21 protein-coding genes and 2 rRNA genes are annotated in these 23,999 nt (G+C 45.4%); 3 read left to right on the forward strand and 20 right to left on the reverse strand.

Features of this window, described 5'->3' with window-relative positions; all coding sequences use genetic code 11:
- Positions 1–31 precede the first annotated feature (31 nt).
- From proX to ABUE20_RS09010, 5 genes are all read right to left on the reverse strand, one after another.
- Positions 32–1,033: a glycine betaine/L-proline ABC transporter substrate-binding protein ProX gene (gene proX, locus ABUE20_RS08990; protein WP_408619558.1), complete on the reverse strand. Its 1,002-nt coding sequence runs from the start codon at positions 1,031–1,033 to the stop codon at positions 32–34.
- A gap of 60 nt (positions 1,034–1,093) precedes the next feature.
- Positions 1,094–2,101 carry a glycine betaine/L-proline ABC transporter permease ProW gene (proW, locus tag ABUE20_RS08995; protein ID WP_408619559.1) on the reverse strand — a complete coding sequence of 336 codons (1,008 nt, stop codon included), beginning with the start codon at positions 2,099–2,101 and terminating at the stop codon, positions 1,094–1,096.
- Entirely contained in the window at positions 2,094–3,299 is a 1,206-nt protein-coding gene (proV, locus tag ABUE20_RS09000; RefSeq protein WP_408619560.1) for a glycine betaine/L-proline ABC transporter ATP-binding protein ProV, read from the reverse strand. The genes proW and proV overlap by 8 nt, the downstream gene beginning before the upstream one ends.
- 639 nt (positions 3,300–3,938) lie before the next feature.
- Positions 3,939–4,850, reverse strand: coding sequence for a PfkB family carbohydrate kinase (locus tag ABUE20_RS09005; RefSeq protein ID WP_408619561.1), 912 nt, complete (start codon positions 4,848–4,850; stop codon positions 3,939–3,941).
- Positions 4,843–6,273: a glycoside hydrolase family 32 protein gene (locus ABUE20_RS09010; RefSeq protein WP_408619562.1), complete on the reverse strand. Its 1,431-nt coding sequence runs from the start codon at positions 6,271–6,273 to the stop codon at positions 4,843–4,845. The genes ABUE20_RS09005 and ABUE20_RS09010 overlap by 8 nt, the downstream gene beginning before the upstream one ends.
- 283 nt (positions 6,274–6,556) lie before the next feature.
- On the opposite strand from ABUE20_RS09010, the gene ABUE20_RS09015 reads away from it, so the two are divergent.
- Together ABUE20_RS09015 and ABUE20_RS09020 are read left to right on the forward strand one after the other, a co-directional pair.
- Positions 6,557–7,990: a carbohydrate porin gene (locus ABUE20_RS09015; protein WP_408619563.1), complete on the forward strand. Its 1,434-nt coding sequence runs from the start codon at positions 6,557–6,559 to the stop codon at positions 7,988–7,990.
- Between the two features lie 264 nt (positions 7,991–8,254).
- Positions 8,255–9,628 carry a sucrose-specific PTS transporter subunit IIBC gene (locus ABUE20_RS09020; protein WP_408619564.1) on the forward strand — a complete coding sequence of 458 codons (1,374 nt, stop codon included), beginning with the start codon at positions 8,255–8,257 and terminating at the stop codon, positions 9,626–9,628.
- Positions 9,629–9,659: 31 nt separating this feature from the next.
- On the opposite strand, the gene ABUE20_RS09025 is transcribed toward ABUE20_RS09020, so the two are convergent.
- The 12 genes from ABUE20_RS09025 to ABUE20_RS09080 all read right to left on the reverse strand — a co-directional run bounded on the left by ABUE20_RS09025 (position 9,660) and on the right by ABUE20_RS09080 (position 20,287).
- Complete coding sequence (locus ABUE20_RS09025) at positions 9,660–10,682, reverse strand: LacI family DNA-binding transcriptional regulator (RefSeq protein ID WP_408619565.1); 1,023 nt, start codon at positions 10,680–10,682, stop codon at positions 9,660–9,662.
- Positions 10,683–10,783: 101 nt separating this feature from the next.
- The gene (locus tag ABUE20_RS09030) at positions 10,784–12,898 is read right to left on the reverse strand and encodes an ATP-binding protein (protein WP_408619566.1); all 2,115 of its coding nucleotides are present in this window, start codon (positions 12,896–12,898) and stop codon (positions 10,784–10,786) included.
- Complete coding sequence (locus ABUE20_RS09035) at positions 12,895–14,109, reverse strand: FIST signal transduction protein (protein WP_408619567.1); 1,215 nt, start codon at positions 14,107–14,109, stop codon at positions 12,895–12,897. Before ABUE20_RS09035 ends, ABUE20_RS09030 begins: the two co-directional genes overlap by 4 nt.
- Positions 14,110–14,125: 16 nt before the next feature.
- On the reverse strand, positions 14,126–14,464 hold the full coding sequence (locus tag ABUE20_RS09040) for an Hpt domain-containing protein (RefSeq protein WP_408619568.1): 339 nt from the start codon (positions 14,462–14,464) through the stop codon (positions 14,126–14,128).
- 57 nt (positions 14,465–14,521) lie between these two features.
- Positions 14,522–15,901: a sigma-54-dependent transcriptional regulator gene (locus ABUE20_RS09045; RefSeq protein WP_408619569.1), complete on the reverse strand. Its 1,380-nt coding sequence runs from the start codon at positions 15,899–15,901 to the stop codon at positions 14,522–14,524.
- 164 nt (positions 15,902–16,065) lie between these two features.
- On the reverse strand, positions 16,066–16,485 hold the full coding sequence (locus ABUE20_RS09050) for a secondary thiamine-phosphate synthase enzyme YjbQ (protein WP_408619570.1): 420 nt from the start codon (positions 16,483–16,485) through the stop codon (positions 16,066–16,068).
- Between the two features lie 91 nt (positions 16,486–16,576).
- On the reverse strand, positions 16,577–17,266 hold the full coding sequence (locus tag ABUE20_RS09055) for an HD domain-containing protein (RefSeq protein WP_408619571.1): 690 nt from the start codon (positions 17,264–17,266) through the stop codon (positions 16,577–16,579).
- A 72-nt stretch (positions 17,267–17,338) separates the two neighbouring features.
- Entirely contained in the window at positions 17,339–17,629 is a 291-nt protein-coding gene (locus ABUE20_RS09060; RefSeq protein WP_408619572.1) for a GIY-YIG nuclease family protein, read from the reverse strand.
- Positions 17,619–18,482 (reverse strand): Tim44 domain-containing protein, encoded by an 864-nt coding sequence (locus tag ABUE20_RS09065; protein ID WP_408619573.1) that lies wholly within the window; start codon positions 18,480–18,482, stop codon positions 17,619–17,621. Before ABUE20_RS09065 ends, ABUE20_RS09060 begins: the two co-directional genes overlap by 11 nt.
- 128 nt (positions 18,483–18,610) lie before the next feature.
- Positions 18,611–18,934 (reverse strand): MGMT family protein, encoded by a 324-nt coding sequence (locus ABUE20_RS09070; RefSeq protein ID WP_408619574.1) that lies wholly within the window; start codon positions 18,932–18,934, stop codon positions 18,611–18,613.
- A gap of 69 nt (positions 18,935–19,003) precedes the next feature.
- Positions 19,004–19,810, reverse strand: a complete 807-nt coding sequence (locus ABUE20_RS09075; RefSeq protein ID WP_408619575.1) for a Tim44 domain-containing protein — start codon at positions 19,808–19,810, stop codon at positions 19,004–19,006.
- Between the two features lie 69 nt (positions 19,811–19,879).
- Positions 19,880–20,287, reverse strand: coding sequence for an SMI1/KNR4 family protein (locus tag ABUE20_RS09080; RefSeq protein ID WP_408619576.1), 408 nt, complete (start codon positions 20,285–20,287; stop codon positions 19,880–19,882).
- A 146-nt stretch (positions 20,288–20,433) separates the two neighbouring features.
- Here ABUE20_RS09080 and ABUE20_RS09085 point away from each other — a divergent pair, with 146 nt between their 5' ends.
- Positions 20,434–23,253, forward strand: a complete 2,820-nt coding sequence (locus tag ABUE20_RS09085) for an HD domain-containing phosphohydrolase (RefSeq protein WP_408619577.1) — start codon at positions 20,434–20,436, stop codon at positions 23,251–23,253.
- 44 nt (positions 23,254–23,297) lie between these two features.
- Here ABUE20_RS09085 and ABUE20_RS09090 read toward each other — a convergent pair whose 3' ends face one another.
- The 3 genes from ABUE20_RS09090 to ABUE20_RS09100 form a co-directional block, all read right to left on the reverse strand.
- A complete protein-coding gene (locus ABUE20_RS09090) occupies positions 23,298–23,534 on the reverse strand; it encodes a hypothetical protein (protein WP_408619578.1) in 237 nt (78 codons plus the stop codon).
- Positions 23,535–23,574: 40 nt separating this feature from the next.
- A 5S ribosomal RNA gene (gene rrf, locus ABUE20_RS09095) occupies positions 23,575–23,690 on the reverse strand.
- A 107-nt stretch (positions 23,691–23,797) separates the two neighbouring features.
- Positions 23,798–23,999: ribosomal RNA gene (locus tag ABUE20_RS09100) — 23S ribosomal RNA — on the reverse strand; the annotation flags it as partial.

The raw sequence follows: 23,999 nt of genomic DNA on the forward strand, positions 1-23,999 counted from the left end.
TTGTCACCCAGCGAACCTCGCCCCGAATTCTTTAATGTGTCGCCGCTTTGGCTGCTTCATCAATCCAATGATCAAACAATGCCTGATGGGCGTTAATCCAACCCTCAGCATGACGTTGGATATCTTCTTCACTGCTCTGACCTTTACGCATCATCAGATTCTCAGCACTCACATCATTCACACTCAATTTTATGATGGCAAATAATTTAGCGGCAGCTGGATTTTTAGCGGCCCAAGCTTTATTAGCCACAATGCGCATACTGTTCATCCGAAATCCATAATTCTTACCATTGGGCAGCGCCGTATCCGCTTTAGGATCATTTGGAATCGCAGAAAACGGCACTTCCAACCAAATAGCATCTTTGCCGGGAACCAAGACGCCACTCACCCAGTACGGTGTCCAGGTGTAATACAGAACGGGTTTGCCATTACGGTAACGGGAGATGGTATCGGCGATAATCGCTGAGTAATTTCCCTCGTTTAGCTCAACAATATCGGATAGGCCAAATTTCTTTATTTGATAATTGGTCACGGTTTCACACCCCCACCCAGGGTTACAACCGGTCAAATCAGCTTTACCATCCCCATTGGAATCAAACAACTTCGCTAGTTTCGGATCCTTCAGCTGAGCAATATTGGTGATATGGTATTTCTCTGCCGTTTTTTTATCGATCATATATCCTTGTGCTGCACCGGTAATGTAATACCCCCGCCGATAAAAGGCTTTATCGCCTCCCGCCCGCTTATATTTTGTCGCATGCAAGGGATCCCAATTCACAGCCATAAATGTGGCATCTCCATTCGCAACCGCAGTGTAAGCGACGTTATAGTCCACCTGCTTAATCGGCTCAATTTGATATCCCAGACGCTGCAATGCTTTATCAACGATCACGGTCTGAAACATCTCTTCAGCAACCGTGCTTTGTACCGGTCTGACAATTACCCCCTTCCCAGGTAGATCGGCAGCCTGAACCGTGGTGGTTAACGCAAGTCCAAGTACCGTGAAAGAAATCAGCTTACTCAATGGTTTCATGTCATCTCTCCTTTGCATGAAGGGTTGGGAAGGAGCACCGAGGTCGGTGCCTAAAAAGAATTACGATTTGTGAAATAACTTATAGATTAGACCCACAGGACCATTTTGATACCACTGGCCGCCCTGTTTCAAACGACGATCTTGCCCCATGGTCTGAGTTAACCGGTCCAGCAGAATCGCCATGATCACAATGCCTAAACCTCCGGTTGCAGCCAGCCCCATATCTAAACGGCCAATGCCACGCAGAACCATCTGGCCTAAGCCCCCCACAGCAATCATTGAGGCAATCACCACCATTGAAAGGGATAGCATCAGCGTTTGATTCACCCCGGCCATAATGGTTGGCATCGCCAAGGGCAATTGCACTTTATAAAGTAACTGTCTGGGACTGGCACCGAATGAATTACCCGCCTCAATCAGCTCTTCCGGAACCTGCCGGATCCCCAAAATGGTCAACCGAATCACCGGAGGCAATGCAAAAATAATCGTCACGACAACCCCGGGCACATTCCCAATCCCGAAAAGCATCACGATCGGGACCAAATACACGAAAGCGGGTGTGGTCTGCATCGCATCCAGCATTGGACGAATAATCTTCCCGGCTCGTTCATTACGCGCCAGCCAGATCCCCATCGGCAATCCAATCACCACACAAAACAATACTGCGGTTAAAACTAAAGCTAGCGTCACCATTGCCTGACTCCAGGCACCAATCGCGCCGATCACGATCAATGAAATTGCCGTCGCAATCCCTAACCGTAGTCCGGCTAATTGCCAGGCGATTAAAAACAAAATGACAATCATAAAAGGGGCTGGAAGCGACTGTAACAATGCCTGAAATAACGTCAGGATGTAGTCAATCGGTAAACTAATCGTTTGAAACGCCGGCCGAAAATTAGCCACCAGCCAATTGAGCGCCTGCTCTACCCAATGGGCAAACGGGATCAGTTTATGTTGAAAAGGATGCAGCCAGTCGAACGATGGCGCATGTTGAACCGGAGCATTCAGCCAATCAGCGTTGGTATTCGCTGGGGCAGCTCCCCAAGGATCTTGCGTTGCATTACTCATGGGTATGATCAATCTCTTTATCTAAAGCTTTTAATAGGCGGGATTTCGTAATAACACCGAGGTAACGGCCATCATCATCCACAACCGGGACTGCATAAGGAACACTGGCCACATCGCTAATCAATTCACTCAGCGCTGTTTCGGGATGTAAGATTTTAATATCATCATCAATGGCTGAAACCAAACTCTCTCGCTGCCGGTTCGCAGTTTGCAATGAGTCTAAAGTCACCATTCCCAGATACTGTCGCCGCCGATCGAGAACAATACCAAAATCCCAATCGCTATCATCAATGAGCTGTAGCGCAGCTCTGGCACCTTCTGCTGCACTTTTACGAATAACCGTTGGCACGTTCGAGCGGGCGATATCTTTTGCACTAAAGACATGGGTCACATCCACCCCTTTAAAGAATGACTTCACATAATCATTCGCCGGGTTATGTAGAATATCATCCGGAGTGCCCACCTGAACCACTTCGCCCCCTTGCATAATGGCAATTCGATCACCAATACGCATCGCTTCGTCTAGATCATGAGAAATGAACACAATGGTTCGCTGATCATCATTTTGTAAGCGGATCAGTTCATCTTGCATCTCGGTTCGAATTAGAGGGTCCAGTGCTGAAAATGCCTCATCCATCAACAGGATCTCCGGGTCGTTCGCCAACGCCCGCGCTAATCCCACACGCTGTTTCATCCCTCCGGATAATTCATCCGGGTAAGATTCGCAATAGGGTTCCAGACCCACTCGAGCCAGTGCTTTACGGGCGACGGCATGCCGAGATCCAACATCCACACCAGCCAGTTCTAAGCCAAATGCCGTATTATCAATAATGTTCATATGTGGCATCAGTGCAAACGACTGAAAAACCATACTGATGCTTTTGCGTCGTACTTCACGCAGCTCTTTATCACTGATGGCGGAAATATCTTGATTATTTAAAAAAACATGGCCTCGGGTCGGAGGGATCAACCGATTCAAAAGCCGAACCAAGGTCGATTTTCCAGACCCTGACAACCCCATGATGACAAAGATTTCGCCTTCGTTAATCGATAATGAGGCATCTTTAACACCAACGGTTAATCCTGTTTCATTAAAAATCTCATCCTTACTTTTACCTTGCTCAATGAGAGAAAAAGCTCGATCAGGGTCATCACCAAAAATTTTAAACAGATTTTTTACTTCTAGTTTTACGGTCATAAATCCTACTCGATGCGACAAAATCGCACACAATAAAAGTGCTTATACGAAATATATATTTAGTACACTAACCATTATTTAAGGCCTTTTCAAGCCTTAAGTTAAACTAAACAAACTCTGATAATACATAATATAATGAATTTAAACGTAAAAATTATTATATTTTCACGGCGTAATTTTTATATTTTCAAAAATAAAAAATTAAATATTTATAGTTAAAATATTTAAAGTTCATTAATTTAATAGTGAAAATATTTGATATGTAATTAATACAACTAGATTAGTTTTTAATCACTATGATTTAAATATAGTCAATTGCATGTGGATTGATCATTAAGAATGGATTTATCGATATAATCGATTGATTTTAAATCATAAAAATTTATTAGATTTGTACTCTATGCAGCTATGCTTAAATTTAAAAACAGCAATGGATATATAGCTCCCCATTATTTAATTAGATAACTAAATCATATTATTTTTTAATATCATTGAATGATGAAAAATCAATCAAAAAAGGATGGATAGACTAACGATTATGCGAAGATTATGGCACTCTGCATAAGCAGCGCGCCATTTTTGGAGAGATGTGATCGCGGCTCAAATAGTCACAAAAGGTTCACCACGACTAACAACGCATCAGAACTTTAACTGTGCTGCGGATGGTAAGGCACTCATAGCGCCTTTTTGGGTCACCACATAAGATCCGACCTGATTACCTCGCTCAACTGCAGAGATAATCGTCTTCCAATCATCGCCGGTCAACAAAGTACTTAACATTCCACCGACGAAACCATCGCCCGCTCCCGTACTATCAACAACCTGAGCAACACGATTGACCGGAATCAACTGCTGATGCTGTGGATCTTTAACCAGAGCCCCTTTTTCGCCCATCGTAACCACAACCAGCGCCCCAGTTTTATCAACTAGTTGTGCCAACGCGGACGGTAAATCTGAAGCCCCAGTGAGACACATCGCTTCTTCTTCACTCACTTTAATCACATCACTGATCCTTAAAGCTGTCCAGATTTGCTGGATCATCAACGAGGTATCAGCCCATAATGACTCGCGAATATTAACATCAAAAAAGACTCGCCCACCGGCAACCTTGATGCGTTGCATGGCCTCAATCGCAGCCACACGCGTGACGTCTCCGGCCAGCGCAATAGAACTTAACTGTAACCATTGATCGGCTTCAAAAATGGGCAACTGCTCAACACGCAAAAACTGATCCGCACTGGGCTGAACCAAAAAGGTAAAAGAACGTTCCCCCGCATCATCCAGATCAACCAACACAGTCGATGTCAAATGTTCAGGATCTTCATGCAAATAGCGCACATCAACGGCTTCCTGATGTAGAGTATTGGCCATAAAACGGCCAAAAGGATCTCGGCCTCGGCAACCAATAAATCCACAACGCACGCCGAGCCGGGCTAATGCAACGGCTACATTCGCCGGTGCGCCACCTGGACATTGACGAAACAACTGTGGACCATCCGGCAATAAATCCACCACGACATCACCTAAACACCATACCTGAACATTACTCACCGAAATCCTCCTTATTAAGCATCTGCACGAATTGACCTAAGGACTGAACGGTCAACTGTCCGGTACTTTGAATATTCCCAACCGGCCAGTGCGAATCAGGATACATCCGTCCACTCAAGACCGCTTCGCCTCCATTGACGAATAACTCAAACGATGAGTGATCAAAGAACAGCTGCCAACTATGAATGGTTTTTCGAAAGCTCTGATAACAGCGAATGGATTCACTCCCCGGGCCCGCAAGCTGATGTCGATTAATGGTGATCAGCCCCTGTTCATCCCAACTCATCTCCCATTGCGGCTCACCTTCACCAAAGGTCAATGCACCTTTTTCAGCAGTCCCTTGCCAACTCAAGACAGAACTAGCCGGACACGCAAACTGCGGTTGTGTTTCACATTGATAACACTGCTCATTTTTTGCCTGAGCCAGTAACGAAGGGATTGGACGTTGATACAATTGACCATTTTGCCACTGACAAATACGTGGAATTGTCAATTGTTGACTCCAACCATGATGAATAGCCGTAGGGGGTAATGGAGTATCGGGAAGCCCCATCCAGCCGATCAGGATCGTCTGCCCATCCGGATCAACACACGTTTGTGGTGCATAAAAATCAAAGCCATAATCGAGTAATTGATAATCACTTTTAAATTCAATCGCGCCCGTATCGGCCGCAACAGTCACTGCGAAATAGCCACTTAAGTTTTGATTTTGGTAGTATGGCCAGGGGACATGGATCCCTTGCACACAACAAACCAAAATTGTTTGCTCACCAATCACGAGTCGATCAGGACATTCCCACATATATCCCAACTGATGGTCAGCCCAGTCGATGGGTCGGGAAAAATGTCCGACACGGCTCCAACTGTTCCCCTGCTGTCTGAGTACACAAACGCCCCCTTGCAGCGTTTCGCTCTGTGCCGCCAGCCACATATAACGCTGACCATTCCAGTCAAAAACCTTCGGATCCCGTACATGCCCGGTAAAACCGGCCAACTGCTGATGCCACAACGGGCCATAATGCAGCAGTTGGTCATCACTTTGCCAACTCACCTGACACTGATAACTCTCACGCTGTTCACCATCACGCACATTTCCGGTATAAAATAACGACAGATTGTCACCTTCCACCAGCGCGGTGCCTGAATAACATCCATCTTTGTCATACCAATGCTCAGGCGCTAAACGGAACATTTGTTGCTGCCACTGGCACAAATCAGGACTAGTCAGCAACCCCCAATGTTTATTTTTATGGGTACACCCACTCGGATTCCACTGAAAAAACAACCAATACTGGCCCCGATAAAAACAAAAACCATTCGGATCATTTAATAGTCCAAACGAGGGGGCAATGTGGTAAACCGGGGTCCACATCGATGCCGGGAAATCAGACGGATGACTCTGATTTGGGACGTCTTGCATCATGACTCTGTCCTTCATTCAATTTCGCAAACTAAGCGAGCTAACCATATCAACAATGTTCTCAAAATAACATCACACAGAAATCGGTTCCAACTCAAAAACAAAATCAAGTGATTTAAATCACAAAAAATAGCTTATATGGCTATTTTAGCAGTTCTTAACTCACAAAAATAATCGAACCGAATTGTATAAAATCATATTCTACAGAAATATACAGGAACCGATTTCACATCAATTTGGAAAAATTGATGGGTTCAACCGCTTTGTTCCCATAAGGATAGAGATCATGCGTAAACCTATTTGTACCTTTTTAGCGACCTCTTTGTTACTGCCAGCCGCCGCTCATGCCGCCATCAATGATGGCGAAATTCAGGCTATTGAGGCCCGCCTACAAAAATTAGAACAACAACTCGCACAGGCAAAGCAAGAACAACAACAGCAAAAACAAGCACAAGCTCAACTCGTTGCTCAACAAAAAGCCGAAGCTGACAACGGTTTCCAATTTCACGTTTATGCCCGCTCTGGCGTCCTTATGAATGACAGTGCGGCTGCAACTCAAGGCGGGGTCAACCTTACGCCAGCCGGCTCGACAGGAGGTCACGTCGGCCGTTTAGGAAATGAAAAAGATACTTATCTGGAATTGAATTTAGAGAAACATCAACAGCTCAAAAACGGTGCACATACCCGCTTTAAGGTTATGATGGCAGATGGACAGGCCAGTTACAATGACTGGACAGCCGACAGCAGTGATCTTAACGTCCGGCAAGCTTTTGTCGAACTATCCCAACTTCCCAGTTTCACCGGCGCGTTTAAAGACAGTATTTTGTGGGCCGGGAAACGTTTTGACCGCAATAACTTTGATATCCACTGGATCGATTCGGATGTCATCTTCCTGGCGGGGACCGGGGGCGGGATCTACAACGTGCGCTGGTCAGAGCAAGGCCATTCAAGTTTCTCCATCTTCGGCAGAAACTTCGATGATCTCGATAACAACACCATGCAAAACTACATTGTGACCGCCAATAACTACTATGGCCCCTGGCAGTTGATGCTCAATGCCATGCGCGGTAAAGACAATAATAAACGAGAAAACACCGGAGACTCGACCACTCATGCAACCAATACCGGATTTCACGCGGCTTTAGCCTACCACGGGAAAAGTTTCTATGGACTGACCGAAGGGAGCTTTAAAGCGGCATTACTCTACGGTCATGGTCTCGGTGCTGAAGTGAAAAACATCGGTTCAGACGGCAATCTCACCGGCCGGGCTAATACCTACCGCCTGGCAACGTATGGAACGGTTAAACTGAATTCAATCTGGAATATGGTCCCGGCCTTGATGCTGCAGCACAGCCATGATCGCTACATGAAAGATGATCAGTATGACTGGGCCACATTGAACATTCGCTTTAACCAACAGTTAACTGAAAATTTCTCTCTGCAATATGAAACAACCTATCAATACATGGACATCGATCCCAAAGGACTCGATAGCCATAACGCCGTCAAAGGCAGCTTTTATAAGCTAACCTTTGCCCCAACGTTTCGTGCGGATAATTTTGCCGGCTTCTTTGATCGTCCCGAAATCCGCTTCTTTGCAACGTACATGAATTGGAGTCAACAGCTTGAAAACTACTCCAGTACAGATGCGCTAGGAGCCACCGGCTTTAAATCGGGTGGTGAAGTCAACATGGGCGTGCAGATGGAAACTTGGTTCTAATAGAAAACGGTTTCATGTTTAACAGCCTTTTAAATTTGAACTAGCTCACATTTTTGGCTATTCATTCAATAAAAATATATTTTACAACTTAAAAAAATGGCTGTTTTTACCTCATAATGATAAAAACGGCCTCTAAAACCGGAACCGTTTCCAGTCGTTATTCACTTTCCAACGCGAATAACGATTGAAAATGTTAACAATCGGATGATAGATGATAATCACCAAATCACTGCAACTCATAAGCTGCGGTGAGAGGAGTATACGATGTCAGAACAAAAAACAGCTCAGCAAATTCTCACTCTCGTCGGAGGCCCCGAAAATATAGCCAGTGCGGCGCACTGTGCCACCCGTCTGCGACTCGTTCTTAATGATACCGATAAAGCTCAGACCGCCGCGATCGAAGCGCTGGATCTGGTCAAAGGGGTTTTTACCAATAGTGGTCAATATCAAATTATTATTGGTTCCGGCATTGTAAACCGGGTCTTTGCTGAATTTATTAAAGCTGCGAATATTAAAGAGGCATCCACTGCGGATGTAGCCAGTGCGGGTGCTAATAAAAATCCACTTCAGGCTTTAGCTCGCACTCTTTCCAACATTTTTGTTCCCATTATCCCGGCAATTGTGGCCAGTGGTCTGTGTATGGGTCTTTTGGGATTTTTAAAATCCAATCAGATGATCGCAACCGACAATTTGTGGTACATCATTCTGGATATGGTCTCCAGCTCAGCATTTATTATTTTGCCGATTCTCATCGGTTTTGTCGGTGCCAAAATCTTTGGTGGTAATCCTATCTTAGGTGCCACCTTAGGGGGAATTTTAACCCATCCGGATCTCGTCAATGCCTGGACAATTGGCCACGGTTTTCCATCGACTCATTTTCTTGGTTTCGATATTGGTCTGGTGGGTTATCAGGGAACAGTTTTCCCGATGTTAATTGCGGTCTGGTTCATGTGTAAAGTGGAAAAAATAGTCCACCGCATTGTCCCAAATACTCTGGATATCATCTTAAGCCCATTTATTATTCTAGCCGTTACCGGCTTCTTCTCGGTGGTTGCAATCGGTCCTCTGGGTCGACTGTTGGGGGATGGGATCTCAACAGCATTATTATTCCTCTACCAGCATGCAGGACCACTCGCCGGCCTAATTTTCGGCGGAACTTATTCTCTGATTGTGATTACCGGCGTTCATCACAGCTTCCATGCCATTGAGCTGGGACTATTGGGAGATCCTAAAATTGCGGTGAACTTCCTGCTGCCCATCTGGTCAATGGCCAACGTCGCTCAGGGCGGTGCTTGCTTTGCCGTAATCTTCAAAAAGCGGGATAAAAAAGTTACGGCATTGGCGTTACCTTCTGCAATCTCGGCTATTCTCGGCATTACAGAACCCGCTATTTTCGGGGTAAACCTTCGTTATGTTCGTCCTTTCCTCGGAGGTTTAATTGGTGGGGCTATCGGTGGGGCTTATGTCGTCTGGATGAAAGTTGGGATGACTGCGGTCGGTCTAACCGGTATTCCAGGTCTTGCGATTGTTCGTACCGAATCCATGCTCCATTACATCATCGGCTTTGCAGTTGCATTCGTCATCGGGTTTTTAGCTTCTTTCGTGCTCACCCCCAAAAATACTAAAGCGCTCGCCTAATCATTCCATTCACTCTAAATCAGTGCCCGGCTTATACGCTGGGCATGGTATTTTTTAACTGACAGGATTCACGCCAGGTAAAATGCCCCTGATGAATATAAGCATATGAAGTGGGTGTTTCACCGTCTTTAGATCGCACCAGATCCATTAATACCTGAGCAGCCTGTTGCCCAACCTGCTCATGATCATAATGTACGGTGGCCAACGGCGGAGTTAATACCGAACAGAGTTCATCATCACCAACTCCGATAAGCGCCACATCTTCTCCGGGAATAATACCCGCCTGACGTAAGGCCTGACTAGCTCCTGCGGCAATTCGATCCGTCACGCCAAACACACCATCTGGACAATATCCCTGAGCTAAAATCTCAGCAGTCTTCTCCCGCCCGGACTCAACAAACAAATCACAGTTCTCAATATAACGACAATCAACTCCGGCAATGCTGATAGCATCTTCAAATCCCCGGCGCCGTTGTCGTCCCAGAGCCACATCCATCGGTGAGATGCCGACAAACAAGAGTTGCTTACAACCACATTCAACTAGCTGCTGGCCAGCCATGTAGCCACATCGGTAATCGTCATAAAAAACGCTGGGGACATTAAATAACGAGAGATCTTGTCCTACGGCAACCACGGGGCATTCCGACTCACGGAAGGTATTGATCAAAGGCTGATTATATCCGGCGACCAACGCAATCATGCCATCGACCCCTTTAGAATTGAGCATTTTTACGGAGTTGATCGCTTTATCGGTATCCATTCCGGTATTCATCAATAAGATTTGGATCCGCTGTGATTCCAACTCGGTCGTCATACCATGAATAAAACTAGCCACCGATTTCGAGGTCATAAGTGGCACCATGATCCCAACGGTATCACTATGCCGGGCCTTCAGATTTTTAGCCGAAATATTAGCCGTAAAATGGCTTTCATCGATGATCGCCTGAATTTTTTGACGCGCAATCGGATTGACGCCCGGACGATTATTTAAAACCCGGGAAACTGTCGATTTAGAAACACCGGCAGCCATTGCAATATCTGCGATCGTCTTCAAATTAGACCTCTTTATTTTCAATATATTTTAGAGTGATGATAGGGCTAAGGATGATTCAACTCGCATCGCGTAAATGCATGCTTATCCAAACGCAAAGCCTCTTATGCGCTGTGATCCTGCTTATGTTGCATAATCCGCTTAAAGAGTGCAAGTAACGCTTCTCGGGTGAGGGGTTTACTTAAAAAATCGTCCATGCCCGCTTGGGTACAACGCTCCCGTTCCTGAATATTTGCGGTGAGTGCAACAATCGGGCACCGAATTCCCTGATCACGCATCCGATACATCGTTTGGAATCCGTCAATACCGGGCATTTGCAAGTCCATTAAGATCAAATCAAACTGCGAGAGTCGTTCACAACGTAAGGCCTGATCGCCATCTTCAGCAATCACAACTCGGTGACCTAATTTTTCTAGCATTAACCGAATCACCAGCTGATTCGATGGACTGTCTTCAACCACCAAGATTTCTAATGGCTCAATTTCCGGATGTTCTAACAGAGTTTCAGGGGCTGAAATATCGGGCGCAACGATGGGAAACTGCAAGCAAACCGTAAACAGTGCTCCCTGATCAGGCTGACTTTGTACATGCAATTCTCCAGACATAGCATCGACTAGTTTTTTCACAATCGACAGCCCTAGTCCAGTTCCACCATACAATCGCGCATGACTCTGACTCAGTTGATGAAACGGTTCAAACAATCGGTGAAAATCATCGGGATGGATCCCTATTCCGGTATCTTGGATCGTGAAAATCAGGTGGCTCACATTGTCCTGAACCTGTCCCCGAACAGTCACCGAAACACTCCCCGACTGAGTAAACTTAATCCCATTACTGACCAAATTAAGTAATATTTGTGCCAACCGATACGCATCACCTAAAACAAAATCCCCACAACAATCATCCAGCTCAGAAGTTAAATTTAATCCTTTGACTCGGGCACTTTCCTGTAACTGACCTAAGACCTGTTCCACAATATCCCGGACACAGAAACGCTGTTTTTCCAGTTGCAACACGCCCGCTTCCAACTTGGAAATATCCAGCACGTCATTAATAATATTCAGTAATAGTCCCGAAGCTCTTGCGGCATTGGTTAATAACTCTTGCGCCGTATCATTTAAAATTTCTTCTTTGAGCAATTCGACCATTCCCACAATAGCATTCATTGGCGTACGGATCTCATGACTCATCATCGCCAGAAAATCAGACTTAGCATGATTGGCTCGTTCTGCTTCTTCTTTCGCTTTACGAAGCGCTCGGCGATCCGCTCGTTCCTGAGTCATATCCCGAACACTGCCCCGATAACCCGCGAATTGCTCCTGAGCATCATAAAAAGGCTCACCACTCAAGGCCCCCCAAAAGACCGGGGGTTCTGATTCTTCCAGCGTAAATAAAATATTCCGGAGTGAACATTGCTCAGCCAGAAGTGATTGTAAACTCATTCCCGATGATGAGCGGGCATTTAAAGTCAGCAGCGAACGTCCGATCAAATTTCCATAAACCGGTTTTCCCCGTTCCCCTAATCCAGAAGAAATAAAAGTAAACCGATAATTGACGTCGGTTTCCCAAAACCAGTCCGAGGCAGTTTGAGCAAAGCTCATAAACCGCTGTTCACTATGGCGAAGTTCATCGGTTCGTTGGGCGACCATCATTTTTAACTGATCCTGATATTCCAGATTCAGCAAGCGTTGTCGCAATAGAGGAAGCAAGCGTAAACATAGATGTCGATGATCCTGACCAAAATGGCCTTCTTCGCAATGACCGAGTAACAACAACCACTCACTCATTTCACAACTTAAACCACAGGCAATTACACTGGAATAATGCTGCTTTCGATAGTCTTCGGGGAGTGGGGAAAATTCAGAAATTTTACTGGAATCAAAAATAACACTGACATTGCCTTTAAGCAGCCGCGGCGTTAATGCACCATCCTGCCAAAGCACAACTTTCTGATACGAATCCCCATACACCAGTTCCCATCTCGATTTTCCCTTCAATCGAGTGAGGACCAGCACATGCTGATAATCAAAAAACTGACCTAATAGCTTCAAAAAAATTCGATAAACATCTTCCGGAGTCGAAGCCAGAGATAATTTATGATTTCCTTCCAGGATCAACTCCGTGTTAATCCGGCGACGCCGTTCACGATAGTTTTTTTGGGTAAGCGACTCGACAGATTCCCTGAGTTGTTCCTGAGAAAACAGTGATGCTTCCTTCATTGCGACATTCTCTGATAAAAGACAATCGCTGAACTCATTAAATTACCATGTCCATTTTCACCGGTAATAAAATGCCCCTGTTCACCAAAAGTAAATGCGCCTAAAAACGGAAGTTCATCCCCGAGAGATTGCCGGATACTATGAACCACCTCATTGATATCACGTTGAATCGCTAACATGCATCCGGCACAGTAAATCACGAGTGCACCAATAGGCTGTTCACATGAAAACGGTTCAGTCAAACTCAGTTCGGTTACACGCCCGCCGCGATGGATCAGGCTCTCTTTAGAACCTTTCATCAAATATAGCGTGTCACCCACTTTAATTTCAGAAAATAACTCAATCCCCCCATCAGCCGTTAACGCGCTCGGATGAGCCAATTTAAAAAAAGGTAATTGATCGACTTTCCCAGACAATAAACCCAGAGGACAAAATGAACTATGCTTTAGAATCGAGATATGTCGGGGATGACTTGTGGCAACCAATCCAATGGCTTTGCGATAGATATCTGCAGCGGGATGATGGTCAATCTCATAAACGGTGCGGCCATGGCTGGCGGTCACTACCCCCAGGGCTCGGTTCGCAACATAACCACTATGAAACGAATAACCGATCTCCCCCCCTGGAAATAGTGCCGCCACTGCTACACCCTGTGTGGCCACTGCAGCTTGAGCAAACAAGCTCCAATGACCCTGAATCTTTTGATCTGCGGCGCTTCCTCCCGCAATCGGAACCTGTTTTCCAACCAAATTCTCAATCGCTTCGATCATCCGCTCTTCATAGCCTGGGGAGGCATGAAGCCAGATTAAATCCGGAAGTTCACCGGGACGTTGTGCATTATCCAGTGCCGTAATTAACGCTTTTTGCGTGGCGGCAACAATGCTTTCATCCGATGTATCAGAGAAGGATTCAAGAGCCGTGCCATAATTTCCAACTTCATCCCAAAGTGCCCACAAACCCAAGCCATACCCGGATTGACTATGAAAACCACTGGCCGTCATAATCCCCTGGCAACTGCTACAACCGATTATTGAGCTGGAATTAAATGCAATTTGCAAATTTTTTGCAATTTGCAAATATTGATGATTTGCAGAATAGTAACAAACGATCAATTGAGGGAGGGTTTCAGATTGCTGTAACAACTGTTCGATAACCTGTTCACAGGCAATAGGAGTGGACGGTGAAACCGAATAGGCTGTCGCAATCTTCATATTTTCATTCTGTCGGTTAGTAACGCTGCCTCATCACTTGCAATGTTTGCACATAAATCTGTGTAAATTCTGGCAGCATTTGTTCTATTTTTAAGTAATCTTCATTTTTACAAGCAAAATCAAGGTCCGTTGCGAATGCCGCTAGACGGAGTCCGCCATAACTTGCAGCACTACTTTTTAAAGTATGAAATAGACTCTGCAATTCGGCCAGATCCTGCCTGACATTTAACTGGGGTAATCGTTCTAATTTAGGTTCATTTTCTTCAATAAACACCGCAAACAACTCCGGTAAAATATCGCTCCCGATATCTTCAGCTAATTGCTGCAATGTTTTTTCACATAATATTGGATTCATATGGCTACTCGGCTAAGCATGAATTAGTACTTTTATAAGCAAAATTCACACCTAGTACTAATGATCCCAGTTTTGCAACTTACGATACAACGTGGATGGGCTGACTTCGAGTAAATTCGCCGCTTTAGGAATATTCCCATCACAATATTCTATCGCCTGCTCAATCGCTCTTTTTTCCTGTTTCCATAACGGTTCAATCACGATATTCCGAACATGGGACAACGGCTGAACCGTCGATTCATGTTCCAACAACGGTGAATATGTTTGATCCGAAAGAGGTGCTGGCAACATATTAGCCTTAATCCATTCGTCATTATTTAACACCACGGTATTACGAATGACATTCTCCAGTTGTCGGACATTTCCCGGCCAATCGTATTCGAGTAAGACCTGTCGGGCACTCGCATCAAATCCTTTAAAACTGCGCTGCTCTTCAGCGCTAATTCGTTCTAACAGATAGTCGGCAATAAGAATGACATCATCACTGCGATCACGCAATGGAGGGAGCATAATAGGGATCACATGCAACCGATAGTATAAATCTTCCCGAAAACGCCCCTGACGCACTTCTTCTAACGGATCACGATTGGTCGCACAAATGAACCGGACATCCACCCGTTCCGTCTGGCTACTTCCCACAGGTTGAAACGAGCCGGTTTGGATAAACCGAAGCAACTTACTTTGCAATTCCAAATCCATTTCACAGACTTCATCCAGAAACAGTGTTCCTCCATCCGCCTGTCTGGCTGCGCCTTTGCGGTCCGCAACCGCGCCAGTAAACGCGCCTTTAATGTGACCAAAAATCTCACTTTCCATTAACTCTTTAGGAATAGCCGCACAGTTAATTGCAATAAACGGAGCATCTTTACGCCCACTGGCCTGATGAACCGCCGAAGCACACAACTCTTTTCCCGTACCACTTTCCCCGGTAATAAAAATCGTTGCTTTACTATTCGCCGCACTTTCAATGATCCGATACACACGTTGCATTGGCGCACTCTGGCCAATAAAATCAAAATAATTTTCGCGTTTCGGATCACCGCCCTTATGGGTCACCAGCTGATTCAATCGTCGCATTTTAAGCGTATTGGCTAACGTGACCCGTAATCGTTTGGCATCGAACGGTTTAGAAAGAAAATCACTGGCCCCATAACGCATCGCATCCACGGCTTTATCAACCGAGCCATGTGCCGTGATAATAATCACAGAGCAATCAAGCCCTTTTTCATAAATATGGCGCAAAATATCCATACCATCCATATCAGGCAACATCAGGTCCAGCAAAATAACGTCTGGTAATTGCTCTTCCAAATAAGCAAACGTATCACCGCCGGAGATAGCTTGATCCAGAACGATCTGTTCATCTTTTAAGTACGCGCGATACATCGCCGCTAGCGATGGTGAATCCTCTGTTAATAAAACGCGCGGTTTATTCATAGTGAAGCCCTTTACTCACAAATAAAGAAACGGAAAACCATTTGTGATTAATAATAGAATACATAGTAAAAATACTGCGCATTTTTCACAATACCTATTCTACCTGATTCACATATTATCAATAAGTTAGCCGATTCTATCTATTTTAACAGGTCAACCGCGACTTATTCGCCCTGTAAAGTCAATACAATATGTCGATTCCCGCCATGATTACGGGCTTCGCATAGATAAATTCCCTGCCAGGTGCCTAAATTTAACCGGCCATGGGTGACGGGAACCATCACACTACTTCCCAGCAGGCTACTTTTCAGGTGACTTGGCATATCGTCACTGCCTTCAAAAGTGTGCTGATAATACACTTCATTTTCAGGAACGGCATGATTAAAAAACTGCTCAAAATCTTCTCGAACCGTCGGATCTGCATTTTCGTTGATCGTTAAAGCCGCCGATGTGTGTTGAATGAAAATATGCAAAAGCCCGGTTTGCACCGAGGCTAATTCCGGAAACTGCTGCAATATTTCATGGGTAATTAAATGAAATCCCCGATGACGGGCCTGAAGACGAATTGTTTTTTGTAACCACATATCGATATTTCTCGAACTCAGCCCTCAAATAAGGCTAATGACAATCTAATAGACATTGAAGCGCACTCTTATCCCACTTTAATGGACATCATTAATGATGTTCAGTTCGTTCTAAAAAATCAGCCACTGTGGCAGATAATGCGCCTTCATCAGCATAAAGTTCAACTTGCAGTTCATCTAAAAACAACTGCATAAACTGAACGCGTCGCATCGCTTCCTGTCGCCCGACATCACTACACATCAGCGATGGTAAACACAGTAATTTTTGATAAAAATGATCCAAGGTAGCCTGTTTGTCATCACATGGTCGATGTTTACAAAACGGATCGTTTTCCATATAGATAGGATGATGTAATGCGCCCCCAATCGAAAAGCAGCGAGCAATACCAATCGCGCCCAACGCATCTAAACGATCCGCATCCTGAATAATCTGAGCTTCCAGAGTTGTCGGCACGATTCCGGCAGCAAAACTATGCGCTTCAATGGCATGACAAATGCCATCAATATATTGATTGGGATATTTCCAGAGAATCAGCTGCGCACGAGCTCGCTGAGCTGATAGCCGGGACGCCTGTGATCGCAAAGATTCAGACTTTCGCATCACAACACAATCATGTAACCAGGCGGCAGGAATAATCACATCCAAACAGGCATTAGCCTGACTGGCTAATTGCTTTGCGGTGGCAACCACGCGCTGCAGATGCAAAATATCATGCGCAGGATCCCCCGCCACCTGAGATAATACGAAATTCTTAAACAACTCTTCCCAGTGCTTTAGCATCCTAGCCACTCATTTATTAACAAACATTGATGTAAGTATAGAGCGATCCAGCATCAAGGACGAGTCTGGTTTCTAAAATTGCTGGAGGGGAAGTTGAGCCACCACCAAAGCCTCTTTGCGAGATTTAGGCCATTGTTTTACCTGATATTCCCAACGTAAGGCTTCGGATCGAGAACCGATCTGACAACTATAAACTAAAGTGAGCGGAGTTTTACCTTTTAAAAATTTGGCGGCCTTGCGACCGCCCTGCTGATGCTCGTTAAACCGTCGTTGTACATCAGTGGTAATCCCCGTATACAACTGGCTCGAACGCGTCCTTATTAAATAAAGAGACCACGATAATGACCGTTCATCAGACTTCACTATGCTCTTCAATCCCCTCAATCAACCAATCCGAATTCAAGCTATCACGACGTAAATGCCAAATCTCATTGATAGCCGATTCCTGATCCGTTTCGTCCCGATATTTCCCGATAAACTGCACACTGATCTGCTGAGCATCCCCCTGACGGGAGGCCCGCACTAAACTCGCATCCACATACAGAACGTGGTTATTCAGTGGCGCATCACCATATCGGTGCCGCTCTTCCACCATTTGCTGGTACAACTCAGGAGCAAGGTATTCCCGAATCGTCGCCAGATCATTCTGGTTCCAAGCCGTCTGAATAATATTGTAATGACCTCGAGCCCCTTCCAAAAATTGGCTGACATCGAAACCGGCCGGCAAATCATACGGCACATCATCGTGAGCACTTTTCGGGATATCAGTTCCCGAAGAAGCCACAGGCTCAGAAACTTGTTGGCGTGACTGCCAAGCCGACTGCCCGTGACTGGTCGCTTCTTGATTCACAGCTTTCGCCTGCATCATCGACCGGAAAATCCGGAACAGTATAAACGCAATCACCGCCATGATTGCGATATCCATAAACTGCAGGCCACTAAATGCGCCACTACCCAGTAACCAGGCAAATAAACCGCCGGCTAATAATCCACCCAACAATCCCCCCATAATCCCAGGACGACGCACACTGTTAGCCGCCGCAGAACCTTGCGGAGTATTGGTTGTAGGACGCTGCGCAAGGGATTGTTGAGGGGCCGTTTTATAACTTTTTCCCCAAGACTTACCCCCGCCAAATTTACGGGCGCTCGCATCCAATGACAGCGTCATCACCGCGATCGCTACAATCAAAAGCGTTGTTACACGTTTAAGTGTCATAATCATTCCAATCTGACTCAATTAACCCTCTCAGTCTAGATGGGAATCAGCAAACTACAATTCGGACGTTTCTGAGATAAACATCGGTTATTCCGAAGCATTCATCCAAAAGCCTCGATGGAATAGGGTTATGAGCCATTCCATCGGTATTCACGTAGAGGGATCCGTTCCCCAATAAATTCTATGCCTTCCGTTTCAAGCAATGTTCGCTGGCGTTGATAAGGATCACTCCCTCTGGGAAACGAAAGCTCTCCTTTCGCATTTACGACACGAAACCAAGGCAATTTACTCTCCGAAGGAAGTTCTTTAAGTGCTCGCCCCACCGCTCTGGCCATCCGGGGAAAGCCGGCCATCTCGGCCACCTGACCATAAGTGGCTACCTGTCCCGAAGGGATATTCGCAATCACCAGATAAAAGCAGCGGCGATAATCGTCAGCCGGGACCATTACCATCCAAGCTCACGATGGATCATTCGATACAAGAAATAGCATCCAGCCCATGCTGCAATAGGATCCAACGTCTTATTGTTCACTGTTCTCTTCGATCCCTTCAATGACCCAATCCCGACCATTTTCCCGACGCAAATGCCAAATCTCATCAATCTGAGCTTCCCGAGCCTCATCGGTCCGATACTTTCCGGTAAAGTGAACACTTATTTGTTGCTGACCCGGCAATTGTGCAGCTCTGGCAAGACTCGCTTCAACATACAGGATTTGATCCGTTTGCGGTTGCGGCCCTAATGATTCACGTTCCGCTACAATTTGCTGATATAACTCTGGAGCCAAATAAGTCCGAATCATGGCAAAATCATTATGATTCCACGCTGTTTGCAGTGCATGATAATGCCGCTTGGCTTCTTCTAAAAAAGCATGTGTATCAAAGCCTGCCGGTAAATCAAAGGGAACATCGTCATATCCTGAAGGAGATCGGGATTCATCTTGCTCAAAAAAACCTCTTCGAGAAAAATTTTGTCCCCCGGATGAAGAGCGGCTCTTAAATAATCGCCAGGCGATCCAGCCTATCACGGCCACTAAAATTAAATTTCCGAATCCAAAACCGCCTCCCCCATAGCCATATCCCCCATGCCCAAACAAACTTCCAAGCAATCCACCGGCTAACAGTCCGCCAAACAGGCCATGACCGAACCCCAACCGACTTCCGGAAGTTGATGAATGCCCATATCCGGAAGAGTATGAAGGATGGACATTGGTATGATAACTACGGCCCCAAGAACGGCCTCCTCCAAATTTACGGGCATCCGCATGACCGGACAACGTTAAGAGCGCTAACACCACAAATAACAACCCAAACAAGCGCTTAGTATGCATAATCAACCTTTATTAAAATAGATCATTTATTACGTATTCATCCTATCGTCACTCACATCCATACCCCATCTAGCTCATTAACCAGATATCAACAGCCCAATCCCAAATGCTAGGCCATTGCACCTCACCTTCTTCTTCATTCCCATGTAACCAACACCCCACTCCGCCATCTGGATCAATATAATAATAACCATCCGCGTACTCACAAATAGGGAGTAAAAAACGAGGAAGTCCTTGATCCCAAGCCACAGCAGCCATTTCAGGAAGGTAGGTAATTTCATTGGGATCAGCGGCCGTTACCGGCGTTAAAGAACCGCAGATCACATCACTCACCGTTAATAAAAAGGCTCGCAGATCATCGGGCAATGGCATTAAGACCTGCTCTTCAATACGAATAATCTGGTCTTCATCAGGAAGTTCACCAGAATAAGCGGTCGGTAGCTGCGCAGCTCGAATCTGTTCAATATAATCGTCCATATCATTCTCATATGACTGATGTAAATTACCAAAGATAAAAGAGCAAACATCAAGAGCTCAGATATAAAAATCTGTCACTTGTTTAACTTACTCATATATTTCTATTCTTAACCATGTGTTTTTTCTTTCTGGCCGGGATGCTAACTATGTTTAAACACCGCTCAATCCGATTACAGATACTCATCAGTCTGATCATTTCAAGCTCGATGCTTATCATCGCCACCATATTGATCACTCAATCTTACCTTAGTCGTCGGGCCACTTCTATCCAACAAACTCAGGACCAGTCTCGACAGTTAGCTCAAAGAATCACCACCAAAATCGATCAGGATAATCAAATGCTCATGAATTCCATGCAGCTGCTCATTTCCGATCCGATTTTTTCAATCACCCAGCCTTCCCAACGCTACTCCAGACTCCCGGTACTCTCTACGCTACTAGCGCTGAATCCAATCACGAGTGCGGTCTATATTGGCTATCCCAATGGCGATTTTTTACTATTACGCCATCATCCTCAATCCGCTACACATACGGCTCCATACCAACTTCAAATCATTACGCGGGCCCCCGATGGCACAATTACTCACGCTAGTTGGCAGGATTATGATCCAAATAAATCCCCATCAAAAGCCATTTTACAACCCCACTATCGGTTTGACCCTCGCACGCGGAACTGGTTTCAGTTAGCCGAAAAAAGTCAGGGATTTATCATTACCCCTCCCTATCGCTTTTTTACGACTCAAGAAATAGGAATTAGTTTTGCTTTAAAGGCTCCTAGTGGCGCTATCTTAGGCACCGATGCCTCACTAGCCGATGTGTCCAGAATGCTTGCCCAACTACGTCCCAGTCCGGAAACAGAATTAGCACTAGTCAACCAAACACATCAATTGATTGGTAGTAGTGATATAACAGCCCTCCATTTACAACACACTCCAACAAATAGCCTCATCCAATTAGCCCAACTTAATCGACCCGAACTGGTACAAATTGCCGAAAATGATCAGACCAAGCAATTTAATATCTATCAAACCCAACAGCAAAACTGGTATGGACTGAAGATGACCAGTACCCCGCTCTATTTTCACCACTGGAATTTACTCATTGCCATTCCCGAATACCAAATCATGGCTTCAGCACTTGCGGGGTTAAAAACTCAATTGGTGACTTCCATATTTTTAACACTCATTCTAATCCTCATCGGTTGGCAATTCGGTCATCGTATCGCAGCGCCGCTGGAGCAGCTGAACCAAAAAATCATGCAAATGAGTGCCTTCGATTTTAATCACCATCTATCTAGTAAATCTTCTATCAAGGAATTCCAGCAACTAGCGTCACTAATCAACAAAATGGCCTCATCGATACTACATTTCCAATCGATTTCACAAATACTGGCCAGTGAAAACAAGCCTCAACAAATGTTAACGCGGGTCAGTTACCATTTAACCCAAATTACCCACGCCCAAGAAGGATTAGTCTATCGATATGAGGCTCAGCGAAATGTGCTATTACTAACGCAACAAACCCAACTTCCTGTCCCTAAAGAGATTCCTCTCAATGCTGTAGTTCCAGATGATATTCCCCGGTATCTATCCACATTTTTTACAGACATTCAGCAACAATTATTTATCACGCCACTGCTGGGTCGACAACAGCAACTATTAGGAGTCTTCGTACTACAGATGAAAGATACGAATTTAAACCGAGGACACATATTTAAAAAATTCGTAGCCATGACGTCAGGTTCAGCCGCTCTGGCCATTGAAACACAGCAACAGATCGAGAGCCAGGCACAATTAATCAATGCCATCATGCAACTGCTAGCCGATGCCATTGATACTAAATCACCTTATACTGGAGGCCACTGCCGACGAGTTCCAATTCTCTCTGAAATGATCCTCAATGCGATAGAAATGGATCACGCCGGGAAATATGCTGATTTCAAACTCTCTCAACCGGAACGGCAAGAGTTCATGATTGCAGCCTGGTTGCATGACTGTGGCAAAATTATCATGCCGGAGCACATCATCGACAAAGCTACTAAATTAGAAACCATTTATAATCGCATTCATGAAATCAGAGCCCGATTTGAAATTCTCTGGCGTGATGAAGAGATCAAGTACTGGCAGCAGCTCAGTAAAAACCCCGCCCGAAAAACACAACTCACAACACAACTAAAAAAAAGACATCAACAACTTCAACGACAATTTGCGCTGGTCGCACAACTCAACCTAAGTGCAGAAAAGAGCAATCCGGAGCAAATCAAGCAACTTCATCATATCGCCAAACAAACTTGGGAGCGTCATTTTGATCGCCGATTAGGGCTTTCACCTACCGAGCTCAAACGACTCTCTACTCCGGAGCCGACACTGCCCGCATCAGAATTTCTAATATCGGATCGGATCGAACACTTGATCCCTTGGCCTGCATCAGAACCACCCGTTAGAAAAAACGATCCTAAAAATCGGTGGGGGTTTGATATGGAACTTCCTCAATATAATTATAATTTGGGCGAGCTTTATAATTTATCCATCAGATATGGCACTTTAACTAGAGAGGATCGCTTTATCATCAATAATCATATTGTCCAAACCATCCGAATGCTTAGCTCCTTGCCATTACCACAAAGCATGCAGCGCATCCCTGATTTAGCAGGAAATCATCATGAGAAATTAAATGGAAGTGGCTACCCTAGAAAACTTAACGCATCTCAGCTGACCGTTCCTGAGCGGATTATAGCACTAGCCGATATCTTCGAAGCGCTGACCGCTTCAGATCGCCCTTATCATACCAACAAATCATTAAGTGAAGCGCTGTCTATTATGGCAAAAATGGTCCGCTCCAATGCGCTGGATCGAGACCTATTTCAGCATTTTGTTACTCAACACATCTATCTCGATTACGCCCATCAATTTCTAAAACCCCAACAAATTGATCCAGTGGATGAGGCCATGTTATTACAATTTTAAAATTTGCTCACAATGGGGTTTAACGATGTGGGGATTTTCCCAGCCTATCCCCGGATTGCGCGTTGCTGCATCCGGGCTACAGAGAGCTTCGTAAAATTCCAATGATGATGTAGCCCAATGAATACAGCCTCTTCCCCGGCTCCTGCGATACGCAATCCGGGATTATTGTCACGATAGCATGCCATACCCGCATCCGTAGCCCGGATGCAGCGGAGCGTAATCCGGGACAGACGGCATGGGATGATTTGGGATACTCGGGGATGGCGATAAATGACAGCCATAAAAAAAGCCCCGTCCAGATGGACAGGGCTCTTAATGGGTGCCTGGCAGTGACCTACTCTCACATGGGGAAACCCCACACTATCATCGGCGCAGTTGCGTTTCACGTCTGAGTTCGGCATGGGTTCAGGTGGTTCCACAACGCTATGGCTACCAGGCATAAACTGGTGCTCTAACTTCCCAGAAAAAACTAAATTCTCTTATCTCAATCCCACAAGCAACAAGCGCTCTTAATCTTTAAAGCACAACCCCACTTAGGCGTTGTATGGTTAAGCCTCTCGGGTCATTAGTACAGGTTAGCTCAATGCCTCACAGCACTTACACACCCTGCCTATCTACGTCCTCGTCTCGGACGGCCCTTCAGGAGACTCTAAGTCTCAGTGAGAATTTATCTTGAGGCCTGCTTCACGCTTAGATGCTTTCAGCGTTTATCAGTCCCGAACTTAGCTACCCGGCAATGCCACTGG

The sequence above is a fragment of the Celerinatantimonas marina genome, assembly GCF_046054165.1.
Classification (GTDB): domain Bacteria; phylum Pseudomonadota; class Gammaproteobacteria; order Enterobacterales; family Celerinatantimonadaceae; genus Celerinatantimonas.